This is a genomic window from Lutibacter sp. (genome assembly GCF_021647475.1).
GTDB lineage: Bacteria > Bacteroidota > Bacteroidia > Flavobacteriales > Flavobacteriaceae > Lutibacter.
In genome coordinates this window covers 1-17483 of the sequence record NZ_JAKIUR010000040.1, presented here as the reverse complement: position 1 = coordinate 17483, position 17483 = coordinate 1, and the positions used below count along the sequence as shown (strand labels likewise).

Annotated in this window: 14 protein-coding genes and 5 tRNA genes; all 19 read right to left on the bottom strand. The window is 31.3% G+C overall.

The annotated features are described in order from the left end of the window. Positions 1 to 301: 301 nt before the first annotated feature. The gene (locus tag L3J60_RS09995; protein ID WP_291975366.1) at positions 302 to 2095 is read right to left on the bottom strand and encodes a TonB-dependent receptor; all 1794 of its coding nucleotides are present in this window, start codon (positions 2093 to 2095) and stop codon (positions 302 to 304) included. Positions 2096 to 2201: 106 nt separating this feature from the next. Further along, entirely contained in the window at positions 2202 to 2516 is a 315-nt protein-coding gene (locus tag L3J60_RS09990; protein WP_291975365.1) for a DUF3467 domain-containing protein, read from the bottom strand. A 3-nt stretch (positions 2517 to 2519) separates the two neighbouring features. Beyond that, positions 2520 to 6794, bottom strand: coding sequence for a DNA-directed RNA polymerase subunit beta' (rpoC, locus tag L3J60_RS09985; protein ID WP_291975364.1), 4275 nt, complete (start codon positions 6792 to 6794; stop codon positions 2520 to 2522). A 76-nt stretch (positions 6795 to 6870) separates the two neighbouring features. Beyond that, positions 6871 to 10686 carry a DNA-directed RNA polymerase subunit beta gene (gene rpoB, locus L3J60_RS09980; RefSeq protein WP_291975362.1) on the bottom strand — a complete coding sequence of 1272 codons (3816 nt, stop codon included), beginning with the start codon at positions 10684 to 10686 and terminating at the stop codon, positions 6871 to 6873. A gap of 120 nt (positions 10687 to 10806) precedes the next feature. Then, on the bottom strand, positions 10807 to 11181 hold the full coding sequence (gene rplL / locus L3J60_RS09975) for a 50S ribosomal protein L7/L12 (RefSeq protein ID WP_291975361.1): 375 nt from the start codon (positions 11179 to 11181) through the stop codon (positions 10807 to 10809). A 46-nt stretch (positions 11182 to 11227) separates the two neighbouring features. Further along, positions 11228 to 11743 carry a 50S ribosomal protein L10 gene (rplJ, locus tag L3J60_RS09970; protein ID WP_291975360.1) on the bottom strand — a complete coding sequence of 172 codons (516 nt, stop codon included), beginning with the start codon at positions 11741 to 11743 and terminating at the stop codon, positions 11228 to 11230. Positions 11744 to 11764: 21 nt separating this feature from the next. Continuing rightward, positions 11765 to 12454, bottom strand: a complete 690-nt coding sequence (rplA, locus tag L3J60_RS09965; RefSeq protein ID WP_291975359.1) for a 50S ribosomal protein L1 — start codon at positions 12452 to 12454, stop codon at positions 11765 to 11767. Between the two features lie 13 nt (positions 12455 to 12467). Then, positions 12468 to 12911: a 50S ribosomal protein L11 gene (gene rplK, locus L3J60_RS09960; RefSeq protein WP_291975358.1), complete on the bottom strand. Its 444-nt coding sequence runs from the start codon at positions 12909 to 12911 to the stop codon at positions 12468 to 12470. Positions 12912 to 12980: 69 nt separating this feature from the next. After that, entirely contained in the window at positions 12981 to 13532 is a 552-nt protein-coding gene (nusG, locus tag L3J60_RS09955) for a transcription termination/antitermination protein NusG (RefSeq protein ID WP_291975357.1), read from the bottom strand. 15 nt (positions 13533 to 13547) lie between these two features. Next, positions 13548 to 13736 carry a preprotein translocase subunit SecE gene (secE, locus tag L3J60_RS09950; RefSeq protein WP_291975356.1) on the bottom strand — a complete coding sequence of 63 codons (189 nt, stop codon included), beginning with the start codon at positions 13734 to 13736 and terminating at the stop codon, positions 13548 to 13550. A gap of 15 nt (positions 13737 to 13751) precedes the next feature. After that, positions 13752 to 13824, bottom strand: a tRNA-Trp gene (locus L3J60_RS09945). Between the two features lie 61 nt (positions 13825 to 13885). Continuing rightward, on the bottom strand, positions 13886 to 15073 hold the full coding sequence (tuf, locus tag L3J60_RS09940; protein ID WP_291975355.1) for an elongation factor Tu: 1188 nt from the start codon (positions 15071 to 15073) through the stop codon (positions 13886 to 13888). Positions 15074 to 15200: 127 nt separating this feature from the next. After that, positions 15201 to 15272, bottom strand: a tRNA-Thr gene (locus tag L3J60_RS09935). A gap of 8 nt (positions 15273 to 15280) precedes the next feature. After that, positions 15281 to 15353 (bottom strand) — tRNA-Gly (locus L3J60_RS09930). Between the two features lie 48 nt (positions 15354 to 15401). Beyond that, a tRNA-Tyr gene (locus L3J60_RS09925) sits at positions 15402 to 15482 on the bottom strand. Between the two features lie 144 nt (positions 15483 to 15626). Further along, positions 15627 to 15700, bottom strand: a tRNA-Thr gene (locus L3J60_RS09920). 98 nt (positions 15701 to 15798) lie between these two features. Continuing rightward, positions 15799 to 16098 carry a ribosome-associated translation inhibitor RaiA gene (gene raiA, locus L3J60_RS09915; protein WP_291975354.1) on the bottom strand — a complete coding sequence of 100 codons (300 nt, stop codon included), beginning with the start codon at positions 16096 to 16098 and terminating at the stop codon, positions 15799 to 15801. Beyond that, entirely contained in the window at positions 16095 to 16988 is an 894-nt protein-coding gene (locus tag L3J60_RS09910) for a tyrosine-type recombinase/integrase (RefSeq protein WP_291975353.1), read from the bottom strand. Before L3J60_RS09910 ends, raiA begins: the two co-directional genes overlap by 4 nt. A 75-nt stretch (positions 16989 to 17063) precedes the next feature. Then, positions 17064 to 17261, bottom strand: coding sequence for a 30S ribosomal protein S21 (gene rpsU, locus L3J60_RS09905; protein WP_291975352.1), 198 nt, complete (start codon positions 17259 to 17261; stop codon positions 17064 to 17066). Between the last annotated feature and the right edge of the window lie 222 nt (positions 17262 to 17483).

Below are 17483 nucleotides of genomic sequence, written 5' to 3'. Positions count from 1 at the left end.
GCTTCCTCATTTCGCTTTGCTTCATTCATCGCAATGACGTAGCTTGTTGATTTTCAACCCGGTATTTATTTTATTACATCGAACTCAGGTTAATAATAAAAAACAACGTCATGCTGAACCTGCCTGTCGGCAAGGCAGGCTCGTTTCAGCATCTCATTTCCGTTTGATAACCAGTGTTTTATGGAATACGACCCTGAAACAAGCCCGCCTGCTGTTGGCAGGTTCAGGGTGACGGACGTTATGTAAGACTACGGACAATCAGTAAAATTTCAATATACAATTTTATATCTAATTAATAAATTCAATATTTAAAACTCGCCATTACATTTCCTTTTGGCATCGGTACCAAATTTGTTTCCGTATAAACTGCATTAAAAATATTATTTGCAATTAATGAAATTTGATACCTTTTAGAAAACGTAATTGAAATTTTAGCATCCACTACATTATAACTTGTTCCATCAGTTCTTTCAACATATCGATATGAAATATTCTGCCTAATATTTTTAAAAAATTTAGTTTGAAAACTAGAAGTAATTTGATGTTTAATACTATTTAATGAATACCGTGTAAATTGAACATTTACATCTTTAATATCATCATTTATGTAATTGTAACCCAATTGTAATAACTGACTAAAAGTATTTATTTTAAACGAATAGGAAACAGTTGTTTCAATTCCTTGAGTTATTACTTTACTAAAATTTTTGGTTTGCCATTTATCAGCTTCATTAGCTTTAGTCCAATCAATTAAATTATCTGAATTTCTATTAAATAGTGCTAAGGTAAAATTAAAGTTATTGAAATTATACTTGAAACCTATTTCTTCAGACAATGCAGATTCAGGCTCTAAATCTGGATTTCCTTGAGTTGTTGGTCCTACGTAAAACATATCGGTAAAGGTTGGAACTCTATAAGTATATCCAATATTTCCATATATTTTTACTTTGTTTGAAATTCTATAACCAACCGCTAAACCTGGAAAGGCATTTGTATTAAAATCGGAATAATAACTTATGGCAATTCCTGGAGTTATATCTAATTTATCATCAAATTCAAAACGATGTTCCAAAAATCCAGTAATTACAGTTCTATTATGATTTCCTAAGTTGTTACTCACTAAAAAAGTTCTTGAAACATCTAAACCAATTCCTGTTTTTCCTAAATTCGAATTTATAACTACGTTAGTTTCAACCCCTAATTTATTTGAAATATGTAAATTTCGATAATATGAAGGATTATCACGTAAAAACAAATACATATCTTGATTTCTTCTCCAGTAAAACCTTGGTTTTATGCTTAATGATGAAGTAGTATATTTTGAAGAAATAGCTACTAAATTTGTCTGAGTTTCTTCATATTGATTCGTGTAATCAGGACTTGCATAAAATCCGTTAGCCCCAAATTTACGCTGTTGAAAGATTGAAATTAATTGATAATTTTTAATTGAAGTTTTTAAAAATGAATTTACATTTTGAAAATCAGTATTATAACGATATCCATCTGATTTTTGAAAACCAACAGAAGCATATAAATCTCCTTTAGTATATTTTTTACTTATAGCTGCTAATCCTTTTTTATTTTGATAGGAACCATAATTTAAATCTAAATTCAAAGCATTTCGTTTTACTTTTTTAGTTACAATATTTATAGCACCAGTAAAAGCATTCTGTCCAAATACACGAGCTGCTGAACCTTTAATTATCTCAATTCGTTCAATATCTTCTAATGGTAAAATGGCATTCATACTATGATGACCGGTTTGCACATCATCCATTTTTACCCCATCAATTAAAATTAGTGTTTGGTTAAAATTACCTCCTCTAATGTACAAGTCAGATTGCATTCCATCAATACCTCTTCTTCTAATATCAATTCCTGCAATTTGCTGTAATAAATCTGCTAAATTAGTTGCTGTTGCCTTATTAATTTCTTCTTTTGAAACTAATTTTATGGTTTGAGATGTTTTACTAAAAGGCAAACTAATCCTATTTGAAGATACTTTAATTTCTTTTAATTTAATGGTATCTTTTTGTGCAAAAGTGACATTGGTAAAAAAAAATAAAAAACCTAATACTATTATTGCCTCTTTCATTATTAACACTAACTTTTAATAAGCTGCAAAATTAATGAATTCTGTATATATCCGACTTTTTTTAACAAAAAAAACCGAACATTATTTGTTCGGTTTTTTGATAATTTTATGCTTCGCCCGTTGGACCAAAATTCATTGGAATGGGAGGCTGTTCATAATCTTTTATTTCACCATGAGCTTCTTCAAATCTACTAACATTTTCAGCCAACGCTTTTACCAATCGCTTTGCATGTTGAGGCGTTAAAATAATTCTCGATTTTACTTTTGCCTTCGGTTGCCCAGGCATAACACTTATAAAATCAACAATAAATTCAGATACTGAATGATTAATAATTGCTAAATTAGAATAAATGCCTTCAGCAATATCTTTATCTAATTCAATATTTATTTGTCCTTCTTTATTAGTTTTTTGATCACTCATAATTTATAAATTAGATTCTAATTCTTCCTTAGAACCAACAATCATATTATCATATATTCTCATACCTGTACCTGCAGGAATACGTTTACCCACAATTACATTTTCCTTTAAACCTTGTAAAGTATCCACCTTACCATTAACGGCGGCTTCATTTAATACTTTAGTAGTTTCTTGGAATGATGCTGCAGATATAAATGATTTAGTTTGTAAAGAAGCTCTAGTTATACCTTGTAAAATTTGTTCAGCCGTTGCAGGTTTTGCATCACGTGCTTCAACCAAATTTTTATCCTCTCTACGCAAAATAGAATTTTCATCTCTCAATTCGCGTGGTGAAACTATTTGTCCTTCTTTTAAATTTTCAGAATCTCCAGCGTTTTCAACAACTTTCTTCCCATAAATTTCATCATTTTCAAGAATAAAATCATTTTTATGGACTAATTGATTCTCTAAGAATAAACTATCTCCAGAGTCAATAATTTTAACTTTACGCATCATTTGACGCACAACAACTTCAAAATGTTTGTCATTAATTTTTACCCCTTGTAAACGGTAAACTTCTTGAATTTCATTTACAATATATTCTTGTACAGCACTTGGTCCTTGAATATTTAAAATATCTTTTGGGGTAATAGAACCTTCTGAAAGTGGCATACCCGCTTTTATAAAATCATTTTCTTGTACTAAGATTTGATTGGATAATTTAACCAAGTATTTTTTAATTTCTCCAAGTTTTGATTCTACTATTATTTCACGATTACCACGTTTAATTTTTCCAAAGGAAACAACCCCATCTATTGCTGCAACTACTGCTGGGTTTGAAGGATTACGTGCTTCAAATAATTCAGTTACACGAGGTAAACCTCCTGTAATATCACCTGCTTTACCAGATTTTCTAGGGATTTTAACAATAATTTTCCCTGAAGTAATTTTTTCTCCATCTTCAACAATAAGATGAGCTCCTACTGGTAAATTGTATGATCTAATTACATTATCATTATCATCTTTAACTAATAAAGTTGGAACAACTTTTTTATTTTTAGATTCAATAATTACTTTTTCTTGGAAACCTGTTTGTTCGTCAATTTCAGCATTATAATTTAAACCTTTATCAATATTCTCAAATTGAATGGTACCCGCAAATTCAGAAACAATTACACCATTAAATGGATCCCATTTACAAATAGTTGTATTCTTTTTAAGTTTTTGTCCGTTTTTAACAAAGATTGTAGAACCATAAGGAATATTATGAACACTTAAAACAGCACCTGTTTTTTCATTGATCATTTTTATTTCTGTAGTTCTTGAAATTACAATATTAATATCATTTCCTTCAGAATCCTGACCTTTTACTGTTCTTAAATCGTCAATTACAGCTTTACCTGCAAACTTAGATATTAAACTATTGTCTTCTGAAATATTACCAGCAACCCCACCAACGTGGAATGTACGTAATGTTAATTGTGTACCAGGTTCCCCAATAGATTGTGCTGCAATAACACCAACTGCTTCTCCAATTTGGACCATTTTTCTATTAGACAAACTAAAGCCATAACATTTAGCACAAATACCCTTTTTAGCCTCACAAGTTAATGCAGAACGAACTTCTACTTTATCAATACCTGCTTCTTCTATTTGTATAGCAACTTCATCATTTATTTCACCTCCAGAAGCAACTATTATCTCATCAGTTTTTGGATCCATCACATCGTGTAATGAAACACGACCAACTATTCTTTCACTTAATGATTCAACAATTTCATCATTTTTCATTAAAGGTTGAACGGTTAATCCTCTAAGAGTACCACAATCGTCTTCATTTACAATAACATCTTGAGAAACATCTACTAAACGTCTTGTTAAATAACCTGCATCTGCTGTTTTTAAAGCTGTATCCGCCAACCCTTTACGAGCCCCGTGAGTAGAAATAAAATATTCTAAAATAGATAATCCTTCCTTAAAGTTTGATAAAATTGGATTTTCAATAATTTCACCTCCACTTGATGTAGATTTTTTAGGTTTTGCCATTAATCCACGCATACCTGTTAACTGTCGGATTTGTTCTTTTGAACCCCGAGCTCCAGAATCAAGCATCATATAAACAGAGTTAAATCCTTGTTTATCTTCACGTAAACGTTTCATGGAAAGTTCAGTTAATCTATTATTAGTAGATCCCCAAATATCAATTACCTGATTGTAACGCTCTTTATTTGTAAGCATACCCATATTATAGTTTGCTATAATATTGTCAACTTGCTTATTAGCGTCAGCAATCATTTGTTTTTTCTCAGGTGGAATAATTATATCTCCTAAACTAAAGGATAATCCTCCTCTAAAGGCAAAATTATATCCCATAGATTTCATTGCATCTAAAAACTTACCTGTTGTTGGAACATCCGTAACTTTTAGTACTCTACCAATAATATCTCTTAATGTTTTTTTAGTAAGTACTTCGTTAATATAACCTGCTTGAATTGGTACTACTTCGTTAAATAAAACTCTACCTACAGTGGTATCAATTATTTTAGTTATAACTTCACCTTCTTCATTAACATCTTTAGTACGAACTTTAATTTTTGCGTTAAGTTCTACTGCTTTTTCATTAAAAGCTATATTCACTTCTTCTGGCGAATAAAAAATTAACCCTTCACCTTTAATAGGAATTTCAGGAGTAGAATTTCTTTCTTTAGTCATATAATACAACCCTAAAACCATATCTTGAGATGGCACAGTAATAGGTGCTCCATTTGCAGGATTTAGAATGTTATGTGAACCTAGCATTAGTAACTGAGCTTCTAAAATTGCTTCAGGTCCTAAAGGTAAATGCACTGCCATTTGATCACCATCAAAATCCGCATTAAAAGCGGTACAAGCTAATGGATGTAATTGCAAAGCTTTTCCTTCAATTAATTTAGGTTGAAAAGCTTGTATTCCTAAACGGTGTAATGTAGGAGCACGGTTTAAAAGAACTGGATGTCCTTTTAAAACATTCTCTAAAATATCCCAAACAACTGGTTCTTTTTTATCTATAATTTTTTTAGCAGATTTTACTGTTTTTACAATACCTCTTTCAATTAATTTTCGAATTACAAAAGGTTTATAGAGTTCAGCTGCCATGTCTTTTGGAATACCACACTCAGATAATTTTAATTCCGGCCCAACAACAATAACTGAACGTGCTGAATAATCTACACGTTTACCTAATAAGTTTTGACGGAAACGACCTTGTTTACCTTTTAATGAATCGGATAATGATTTTAATGGTCGGTTAGATTCTGTTTTTACTGCTGATGATTTACGTGTGTTATCAAATAATGAATCTACAGATTCTTGTAACATTCGTTTTTCATTACGTAAAATTACTTCAGGAGCTTTTATTTCAACTAATCGTTTTAATCGATTATTTCTAATAATTACTCTTCGATATAAATCATTTAAATCAGATGTTGCAAATCTTCCCCCATCTAAAGGAACTAAAGGCCTTAATTCTGGTGGAATTACGGGAATCACTTTCATAATCATCCATTCAGGACGATTCTCTCTATTTTTATTTGCATCTCTAAAAGCTTCAATTACATTTAATCTTTTTAGAGCTTCTGTTTTACGTTGTTTAGAAGTTTCGGTATTTGCTTTATGACGAAGTTGATAAGATAATTCATCTAAATCAATTCGATTAAATAAATCAATCAAACATTCTGCTCCCATTTTAGCAATAAATTTTTCAGGATCAGAATCATCTAAATATTGATTTTCAATTGGAAAAGATTCCAAAATATCTAAATATTCTTCTTCTGTTAAAAAATCCATTTTTTGTAATGGTTCTCCTTCAGCGTTTGTTGCTCCAGCAGGTTGAATTACTACGTAACGTTCGTAGTAAATAATCATATCTAGTTTTTTAGAAGGTAATCCTAATAAATAACCCATTTTATTTGGTAATGATTTAAAATACCAAATATGAGCTACAGGAACCACTAAATTTATGTGACCTACTCTATCTCTTCTAACTTTTTTTTCTGTTACTTCAACACCACAACGATCACAAACAATTCCTTTATAACGGATTCTTTTGTATTTGCCGCAGGCACATTCATAGTCTTTTATTGGACCAAAAATTCGTTCACAAAATAAACCATCTCTTTCTGGTTTATGTGTTCTATAATTTATGGTTTCAGGTTTTAAAACTTCTCCTCTAGATTTTGCTAAAATAGATTCAGGTGAAGCCAAACCAATAGAAATTTTACTGAATTTTTTTACAGTGTATTTATCATTTTTTCTTGCCATAATGATGGATTCGAATTTAAAATTGTAAAAATATATTGTAAAGTAAAGAGGCAAAAACCTCTTTACTTATTAGTTATTAATCTTCTAATCTAACGTCTAATCCTAAACCTTGTAGTTCATGCATTAATACGTTAAATGATTCTGGTAATCCAGGTTCTGGCATTTCATCACCTTTAACAATTGCTTCATACGTTTTTGCTCTACCAATAACATCATCTGATTTTACGGTTAACATTTCACGCAATGTAGCAGATGCACCATAGGCTTCTAATGCCCATACTTCCATTTCACCTAAACGTTGACCACCCATTTGAGCTTTACCACCTAATGGTTGTTGTGTGATTAAAGAATAAGGACCTATAGAACGTGCGTGCATTTTATCATCAATCATATGACCTAATTTAATCATATAAATAACACCAACTGTAGCTTTTTGATCAAAACGTTGACCTGTTCCACCATCATATAAATACGTATGCCCAAATTCAGGAACTCCAGCTTTATTAGTTAAATCTGTAATTTCTTCAATAGTTGCCCCATCAAAAATAGGAGTTGCAAATTTATTCCCAAGTTTTTGACCAGCCCAACCTAGCACTGTTTCATAAATTTGACCGATATTCATCCTTGATGGTACTCCTAATGGATTTAATACAATATCCACTGGTGTTCCATCTTCTAAGAATGGCATATCTTCTTGACGAACAATACGAGCAACAATACCTTTGTTACCATGACGTCCAGCCATTTTATCACCCACTTTTAACTTACGTTTTTTAGCAATATAAATTTTAGCTAGTTTTAAAATACCTGCTGGTAATTCATCACCTACTGAAATAGTAAATTTTTCACGACGTAAAGATCCTTGTAAATCATTCACTTTAATTTTATAATTGTGAATTAATTCAGAAACTAATGCATTTAAATGACTATCAGTAGTCCAAGTTCCTTTTGTTAAATGATTATACTCAGGTACAGCATTTAACATTTTAAGGGTAAATTTTTTACCTTTTTGTAAAATTTCTTCTCCTAAATCATTTAAAACACCTTGCGATGTTTTTCCACTAATTACAGCGAATAATTTTTCAATTAAAGCAGTTCGTAATTCTTCAAATTTAGCAGTAAATTTACTTTCTAAAGTGGCAATATTTACTTTATCTTGAGCTCGTTTGGTTTTATCCTTAACAGCTCTTTCAAATAGTTTTTTATCAATAACCACTCCGTGTAATGAAGGTGAAGCTTTTAAGGATGCATCTTTTACATCACCTGCTTTGTCTCCAAAAATAGCTCTTAATAATTTTTCTTCTGGAGTAGGATCTGATTCTCCTTTTGGAGTAATTTTACCAATTAAAATATCACCAGGTTTTACTTCTGCACCTACTCTAATCATTCCATTTTCATCCAAATCTTTAGTAGCTTCTTCAGAAACATTAGGAATATCATTAGTAAGCTCTTCTGCTCCTAATTTAGTATCACGAACTTCCAAAGAATATTCATCAATATGTATTGATGTAAAGATATCTTCTTTAACTACTTTTTCAGAAATTACAATGGCATCCTCAAAGTTATACCCTTTCCAAGGCATAAAGGCTACTTTCATATTTATACCTAAGGCTAATTCTCCTTTTTGAGTTGCATATCCTTCACATAAAACCTGACCTTCTTCAACTCTATCACCTTTTTTAACAATTGGTTTTAGGTTAATTGAAGTACCTTGGTTTGTTTTTCTAAACTTAATTAAATTATATGTTTTACTATCACCCTCAAAACTAACCATTCGGTCTTCATCAGTTCTATCATAATTAATAATAATAGTATTAGCATCAACATACTCAACTTCTCCAGTACCTTCAGCATTCATTAAAATACGAGAATCTTTTGCAACTCTACGTTCTAATCCTGTTCCAACAATTGGAGATTCAGGTTTCATTAATGGAACTGCTTGACGCATCATATTTGATCCCATTAATGCACGGTTTGCATCATCGTGTTCCAAGAATGGAATTAAGGATGCAGAAATAGAAGCTATTTGGTTTGGAGCAACATCCATATAATTAATTGCAGTTGGCTCAACAACTGGATAGTCTGCTTCTTCACGAACAATAACTCTATCGTTTATAAAATTTCCTTCTTTATCTAACGGTAAGTTAGATTGGGCAAATTTCATACCTTCTTCTTCTTCTGCACTTAAATATTTAGGTGCTTCGTTTAAATTAACTTTACCTTCTGAAACTTTTCTATATGGAGTTTCAATAAATCCTAAGTTATTTACTTTGGCATAAACTGCTAAAGAAGAAATTAATCCAATATTTGGTCCTTCTGGTGTTTCAATAGGGCATAAACGTCCGTAATGTGTGTAGTGAACATCACGCACCTCAAAACCAGCTCTTTCACGAGATAAACCTCCTGGTCCTAAGGCTGATAATCTTCTTTTATGAGTAATCTCAGCCAATGGATTAGTTTGATCCATAAATTGAGATAATTGATTTGTACCGAAGAATGAATTTATAACTGAAGATAATGTTTTAGCATTAATCAAGTCAATTGGTGTGAATACTTCATTATCTCTAACATTCATACGTTCACGAATAGTACGTGCCATACGAGATAAACCAACACCAAATTGATTTGCCATTTGTTCGCCAACGGTTCTTACACGACGGTTTGACAAGTGGTCAATATCATCTACTTCAGCTTTAGAATTAACTAATTGTATTAAGTTTTTAATAATAGTAATTATATCTAACTTAGTTAAAACTTTTTGATCAATACTTTCATTTAGTCCTAACTTTTTATTCATTCTATAACGACCGACTTCACCTAAGTTATAGCGTTGTTCAGAGAAGAATAATTTATCAATAATACCTTTAGCTGTTTCAAAATCTGGCGGTTCAGCGTTTCGCAATTGTCTGTAAATATGCTCAACAGCTTCTTTTTCAGAGTTTGTAGGATCTTTTTGCAAGGTGTTATGAATAATTGAAAATTCACCCATTTCATTACCTTCTTTATGTAATAAAATAGTTTTAGAGCCTGATTCTACAATTTCTTCTATATTTTCTTTTTCTAAAATAGTATCTCTATCAAGAATTATTTCATTTCTTTCAATAGAAACCACTTCGCCAGTATCTTCATCCACAAAGTCTTCAAACCAAGTTTTTAATACACGAGCAGCTAATTTTCTACCTAAAACTTTTTTAAGTCCACTTTTTGAAACTTTAATTTCTTCTGCAAGATTAAATATTTCAAGAATATCTTTATCTCTTTCGTAGCCAATTGCTCTAAATAATGTAGTTACTGGTAATTTTTTCTTTCTATCAATATAAGCATACATTACTTGATTGATGTCTGTTGCAAATTCAATCCAAGATCCTTTAAAAGGAATTACTCTAGCAGAGTATAACTTAGTTCCGTTTGCGTGAAATGATTGCCCGAAGAATACTCCTGGTGATCTGTGTAATTGAGAAACAATAACTCTTTCTGCACCATTAATAACAAATGTACCACTATGTGTCATATATGGAATGGTACCTAAATATACATCTTGAACTATAGTTTCAAAATCTTCGTGTTCAGGATCGGTACAGTATAATTTTAATCGAGCTTTTAAAGGAACGCAATAAGTTAATCCTCTTTCAATACATTCTCGAATGGAATATCTTGGAGGATCTACAAAGTAGTCTAAAAACTCTAACACAAAATTGTTACGAGTATCTGTAATTGGGAAGTTATCTAGGAAGGTTTTATATAATCCTTCAGTACTTCTTTCATCTGCTTTGGTTTTTAATTGGAAAAAATCTTGAAATGATTTTACCTGAATATCCAAAAAATCTGGATATTCCATAACCAAATTAGCGGATGCGAAGTTTATTCTTTCGGTGAATTTTTTTGATGCCAATGGACAATAACTTTAGGTTAAAAAAATATTAAAATATAAGAACGAATATATACGCAAAATGGTCTAGGTCCAAGTTTTTAACTCAGACCTAAACCCGTATTTGTTTTTGAGGTGCTAAGCTTACTTAAGCTCAACCTCAGCTCCAGCCTCCTCTAATGAAGCTTTTAAACCTTCAGCTTCGTCTTTAGTGATACCCTCTTTAATTGGAGCGGGTGCACTATCAACAATACCTTTAGCTTCTTTTAATCCTAAACCAGTTAATTCTTTAACTAATTTAACTACTGCTAATTTAGATTGTCCTGCTGCTGTAAGAATTACATCAAATTCTGTTTTTTCTTCAGCTGCTTCTTCTCCTCCTGCTGCTGGACCTGCTACTGCTACTGCAGCAGCTGCTGGTTCAATACCATATTCGTCTTTTAAAATATTAGCTAACTCATTTACTTCTTTCACTGTTAAGTTAACAAGTTGTTCTGCGAAATCTTTTAAATCTGCCATTTCTCTTTGTTTAATTTTTATTATTTAGTTTATTAGTGCTCTTTAATTATTTTTCTGATAATGTTTTTAATATACCAGATAATTTATTACCTCCTGATTGTAATGCTGAAATAACATTTTTAGCTGGAGATTGTAATAAGGAAATAACGTCTCCAATAAGTTCCTCTTTAGATTTTATGTTTACTAAAGTATCTAATTGGTCATCACCAACATAAATTGCTTCTTCAACATAAGCTCCTTTTAATAAAGGCTTATCAAATTTTTTACGAAATTCTTTAATTACTTTTGCTGGTGCATTACCAGTTTCTGAAAACATTAATGAAGTATTACCTTTTAAAATAGTTGGTAATTCTCCAAAATCTTTATCAGATTTTTCCATTGCTTTTTCAAGCAAGGTATTTTTAACAACTGCTAATTTAACGTTTGCTTTAAAACAAGCTCTACGTAAATTAGAAGTATCTAATGCATTTAATCCTGAGATATCTGCTAAGTAGATAATGTTTCCTTCAGTTAACTTAGTTGTTAAAACTTCTATTACTTGTGATTTTTCTTCTCTCGTCATAATTATAAGATTTAACTAGGGTTAAACTGATTTAGCATCAATACTTATTCCAGGACTCATAGTACTAGATAAATATATACTTTTAATATACGTTCCTTTAGCTGTAGTTGGTTTTAACTTAATTATAGTTTGTAACAACTCTTCAGCATTATCATAAATTTTATCAGCGTCAAAAGATGCTTTTGCAATTGCTGCATGCACAATACCTGTTTTATCTACTTTAAAATCAATTTTACCAGCTTTTACTTCAGTAACCGCTTTAGCTACATCCATAGTTACCGTACCAGTTTTTGGATTAGGCATTAAACCTCTAGGTCCTAAAATACGACCTAATGGACCTAATTTACCCATTACACTTGGCATAGTGATAATTACATCAACATCTGTCCAACCTGCTTTAATTTTTTGAAGATATTCATCTAATCCAACATAATCTGCACCTGCTTCTTTAGCATCTGCTTCTTTGTCTGGAGTAACTAATGCTAACACTTTAACATCTTTACCTGTACCATGTGGTAATGTAACAACACCTCTAACCATTTGATTGGCTTTACGAGGGTCAACACCCAATCTAACAGCTAAATCAATAGATGCATCAAAATTTACGTTAGTAATTTCTTTTACTAAAGCTGAAGCATCTTTTAAGCTATACGATTGATTTTTATCAACCTTCGCTTGAGCTTCTTTTTGCTTTTTAGTTAATTTTGCCATATTAATAACTGTTTTATTGTTTTACAGGAGCTGTTCCCTTTACATTAATACCCATTGAACGTGCTGTACCTGCCATCATAAGCATTGCAGATTCAACAGTAAATGCATTTAAATCTACCATTTTATCTTCAGCTATAGTTCTTAATTGATCCCAAGTAACTGAAGCTACTTTGCTTCTGTTTGGTTCTGCAGAACCTTTTTTTATTTTAGCTGCTTCTAAAATTTGCACCGCTGCTGGTGGAGTTTTTACAACAAAATCAAAAGATTTATCTTTATAAACAGTAATTGCTACTGGTAAAACTTTTCCTTGTTTATCTTGAGTTCTAGCATTAAATTGCTTACAGAACTCCATAATATTAACTCCGGCAGCACCTAAAGCAGGTCCAACTGGTGGTGACGGATTAGCCGCACCTCCACGAACTTGTAATTTGACTACTTTACTTACTTCTTTTGCCATTTTTAAATGTTTAAATAAATATTACATTTTGTTGGAAGCGAAATGCAATATCAAAATTTATTGTAACAATTATGAAATTTTATCTACTTGCATATAACTTAGTTCTAATGGTGTTTTTCTTCCGAAAATTTTAACCATAACTTCAAGTTTACGCTTTTCTTCATTTATTTTTTCAATAGTACCATCAAATCCATTAAATGGACCATCAATTACTTTTACTGTTTCACCAATTATATAAGGTATAGCTACATTTTCGTTTTGAACAGATAATTCATCAACTTTTCCTAACATTCTGTTAATTTCAGATTTTCTCATAGGAACTGGATCTCCACCTTTTACTTCTCCTAAAAAACCAATTACACCAGTAATAGATTTAATTACGTGAGGCAGTTCTCCACTTAAATTAGCTTCAATCATTATATAGCCTGGAAAGTAAACTCGTTCTTTATGAATTTTTTTTCCATTACGAATCTGAATCACCTTTTCTGTTGGCACTAATACACGATCAACATAATCATCCATTCCTAGACGTGCAATTTCATTTTCAATATAAGCTTTCACTTTATTTTCTTGCCCACCTATGGCTCTAACTACATACCATTTTTTTACAGAATCAGTCATAATTTATTATACTAATTAAAATAGTTTAAAATATTCACCTAAACCTGCTTGAAACACTTTATCTACAAAAAAAACTGCCAAGGCAAATAATATTGTAAATATTGCAACTACAGAAGTAGATTTTTGAGCTTCTTCCCAAGAAATCCAAGATACTTTAGTACGTAACTCTACAAATGAGTCTTTTATATATTTAACTAAGTTCATATTTTCATTTATTTGCACGGGTGGAGAGACTCGAACTCCCGACACCTGGTTTTGGAGACCAGTGCTCTACCAACTGAGCTACACCCGTAAATATAAGGTGCCCCTCTAAAAAGAAGCACCTATATTCACTATATTTTAGGCGTACAAAGTTAGTCTAACATTTCTGTTACCTGACCAGCTCCTACTGTTCTACCACCTTCACGAATTGCAAAACGTAAACCTACGTTTAATGCAATTGCTTGATGTAATTCAACAGTAATTGTTAAGTTATCACCTGGCATTACCATTTCAACTCCATCAGGTAATTGAATTGTACCTGTTACATCTGTAGTTCTAACATAGAACTGTGGACGATAGTTATTATGGAATGGCGTATGACGACCACCTTCTTCTTTTTTAAGAACATAAACTTCTGCTTTAAATTTAGCATGTGGAGTTACAGAACCTGGTTTACAAATTACCATACCTCTTTTTATATCTTCTTTTGCTATACCTCTTAATAATAGACCTACATTATCTCCAGCTTCACCTCTATCTAATATTTTACGGAACATTTCAACACCTGTAACAACAGAAGTTAATTTTTCAGCTCCCATACCAATAATATCAACAGCATCTCCAGTATTAGCAACACCTGTTTCAATACGGCCTGTTGCTACTGTTCCACGACCTGTAATTGAAAATACATCTTCAATAGGCATTAAGAAATCTTTATCAATATCACGTTTTGGTAATTCAATCCAAGTATCAACAGCATCCATTAATTCCATAATCTTATCCATCCATTTAGGTTCTTTGTTTAAAGCCCCTAATGCTGAACCTTGAATAACAGGAGTATTGTCCCCATCATAATCATAGAAAGACAATAAATCTCTGATTTCCATTTCTACCAATTCTAATAGCTCTTCATCATCAACCATATCCACTTTATTCATGAATACAACTAATCTTGGAATACCTACTTGACGACCTAATAAGATATGCTCTCTTGTTTGAGGCATAGGACCATCAGTTGCTGCAACTACAATAATTGCACCATCCATTTGAGCAGCACCAGTTACCATATTCTTTACGTAATCCGCGTGACCTGGACAGTCAACATGTGCGTAATGACGGTTAGCTGTTTGGTATTCTACGTGAGCAGTGTTAATTGTAATACCTCTTTCTTTTTCTTCAGGAGCATTATCAATTTGGTCGAAATTTTTTACTTCAGAAAGACCTTTTTCTGCTAATACCACTGTAATAGCAGCTGTTAAAGTTGTTTTACCGTGGTCAACGTGTCCAATTGTACCAATATTTAAATGTGGTTTGGAGCGATCAAAATGTTCTTTTGCCATGATTATTAATTTTTAAATCTTATGTTATATATAGTGTTAAATTCTATTCTATTCTATTCTATTCTATTCTATTCTATTCTATTCTATTCTATTCTATTCTATTCTATTCTATTCTATTCTATATTTGAGCCAATGACGGGATTTGAACCCGTGACCTCTTCCTTACCAAGGAAACGCTCTACCCCTGAGCTACACCGGCCAAAAAAGAGCGAGAGACCGGGCTCGAACCGGCGACAGTCAGCTTGGAAGGCTGAAGCTCTACCAACTGAGCTACTCTCGCAATATTTTTTTCAATTCCTCATACGTTTATATTACTACAAACATATTGTGGTGAGAGGAGGATTCGAACCTCCGAAGCTTGCGCAGCAGATTTACAGTCTGCCCTCGTTGGCCACTTGAGTATCTCACCATTTTTTCAAAGATCTGAACCGATAGAGGGACTTCCTTCGACTACGCCTGTCTGCTGACAGGCAGGCTCAGGATAAACTTCTAGTCCCAAATATAAATACTTAAATTCTACCTTAAAGTAATTATACTTATCTGCTTTTTATTGAGCCGATAGAGGGACTCGAACCCACGACCTGCTGATTACAAATCAGCTGCTCTAGCCAGCTGAGCTACATCGGCATTTTACTCCATAAAAGAAGCCCGCTATTTCTAACGGACTGCAAATGTATTAAAGTTTTTTTTTTAAACAAACCTTTTATACGTATTTTTTATTAAATTTATTTAACTCTAATTTTTTCCTTTTTTTTTGTTAAAATTCTCTTTAAAGAATCAACTGCTAACATTGCTCCTTCTTCAAAAGTTTTACTCTGTTTTTTTACAACAATATCATTGCCAGGTACATTTATTTTAATTTCAACGTTCTTATTATTTTTATCACTGGTTTGTTGCACTTTCAAAAACACTTCTGAATCTACAATTCTATCATAGTATTTTTCTAAACTATTTACTTTTTTTTCAACAAAATCAATCAAATCCTTGTCTGCATTAAAATTTACAGATTGTACATATACTTTCATAATAAATTAGTTTTTTGGCTTCTTGGGTGAGCCTGATTATATATTTCTTTTAACTTACCCAAACTACTGTGGGTATATATTTGAGTTGATGCCAAACTAGAATGCCCAAGCAATTCTTTAACAGCATTTAAATCCGCTCCTTCGTTTATTAAATGTGTAGCAAAAGTATGCCTAATAATATGTGGGCTTTTTTTTACTTTTGTTGACACTTTACTAAAATAATTATTTATTATACGATACACAAGTGTATCATATACTTTTTTGCCTTTTTTTGTTACAAACAAATAAGACTCTTTTGTACTTATTTCTGAACGATAATTCAAATAATTTTGGATGCTTTTTTGAACTATTTTTAATAACGGAATATATCGTTCTTTGTTTCGTTTACCTAAAATTTTAACAATTTCATTATTAAAATCTATATCAGATATTTTTATATTTATCAGTTCTGATCTTCTAATTCCTGTAGCATAAAATAATTCGACTATTAATTTATTTCTAACAGACTCAAAATCATTTTCATTATTTGCTTTTAAAATTTCTAATATTTCTTTTTCAGAAAAAGGAACTTGAATGGTTTTAGCAACTTTTAAAGGTTGATGATTAAGCAAAGGGTTAATTTGAATCTGATTAATTTTTTGAAGAAACTTATAAAATGATTTTAAACTAGATACTTTTCTATTAATAGATCTATTGGAGATCCCTAATGTTACCAAACTAACAATCCAGCTTCTAATTTGTGAATAGTTTACATTACTTATTGGTTGATTTTGATAATTTTCATTGCAAAATTTATGAAAAGAATACAAGTCTTTTTTATACGCAATAATAGTATGCTTAGAATATTTTTTTTCTAAGTTTAAATAATCTAAAAATGAAGTTATAATCATAAAAAAACCATTAATACTCAAAATTACAAATTGTAATTTATTTATACTAATGGTTTAAATAATTTTGGCTAAAAATTAACCTTGCTCTTCTGCTGTTCTTAATTTTTGAACATATTGAGCTTTTATATTTCGTGCACGTTTTACCACTGAAGGTTTGTTGAATTGTTTACGGTTTCGTAAATTTTTCATTGTTTTTGTACGGTCAAATTTTCGTTTGTAACGTTTTAACGCTCTATCAATATTTTCTCCGTCTTTTACTGGTATAATTAACATAGTTTAGCACCTCCTTTCAAATCGTTCCTTTTTAAATTTCGGATTGCAAATGTACAACTATTTTTTTAAAATTTACTTTTAAAGAAATCTTTCTGCAGGGCAAACTCACACTTTTTCTTTGATAAAAGCTAGATAATCAGTTGATTTATAGTTGTCAAAGTTATTAATTATTTGTATATTATACTGATAATCAATAATTTACATCAATGACATCAAGTAGTA

Coding starts and splice junctions, on each gene's coding strand:
- L3J60_RS09995 (WP_291975366.1), bottom strand. CDS start 2,095: ATGAAAGAGGCAATAATAGTATTAGGTTTTTTATTTTTTTTTACCAAT.
- L3J60_RS09990 (WP_291975365.1), bottom strand. CDS start 2,516: ATGAGTGATCAAAAAACTAATAAAGAAGGACAAATAAATATTGAATTA.
- rpoC (WP_291975364.1), bottom strand. CDS start 6,794: ATGGCAAGAAAAAATGATAAATACACTGTAAAAAAATTCAGTAAAATT.
- rplL (WP_291975361.1), bottom strand. CDS start 11,181: ATGGCAGATTTAAAAGATTTCGCAGAACAACTTGTTAACTTAACAGTG.
- rplJ (WP_291975360.1), bottom strand. CDS start 11,743: ATGACGAGAGAAGAAAAATCACAAGTAATAGAAGTTTTAACAACTAAG.
- rplA (WP_291975359.1), bottom strand. CDS start 12,454: ATGGCAAAATTAACTAAAAAGCAAAAAGAAGCTCAAGCGAAGGTTGAT.
- rplK (WP_291975358.1), bottom strand. CDS start 12,911: ATGGCAAAAGAAGTAAGTAAAGTAGTCAAATTACAAGTTCGTGGAGGT.
- nusG (WP_291975357.1), bottom strand. CDS start 13,532: ATGACTGATTCTGTAAAAAAATGGTATGTAGTTAGAGCCATAGGTGGG.
- secE (WP_291975356.1), bottom strand. CDS start 13,736: ATGAACTTAGTTAAATATATAAAAGACTCATTTGTAGAGTTACGTACT.
- tuf (WP_291975355.1), bottom strand. CDS start 15,073: ATGGCAAAAGAACATTTTGATCGCTCCAAACCACATTTAAATATTGGT.
- raiA (WP_291975354.1), bottom strand. CDS start 16,098: ATGAAAGTATATGTACAATCTGTAAATTTTAATGCAGACAAGGATTTG.
- L3J60_RS09910 (WP_291975353.1), bottom strand. CDS start 16,988: ATGATTATAACTTCATTTTTAGATTATTTAAACTTAGAAAAAAAATAT.
- rpsU (WP_291975352.1), bottom strand. CDS start 17,261: ATGTTAATTATACCAGTAAAAGACGGAGAAAATATTGATAGAGCGTTA.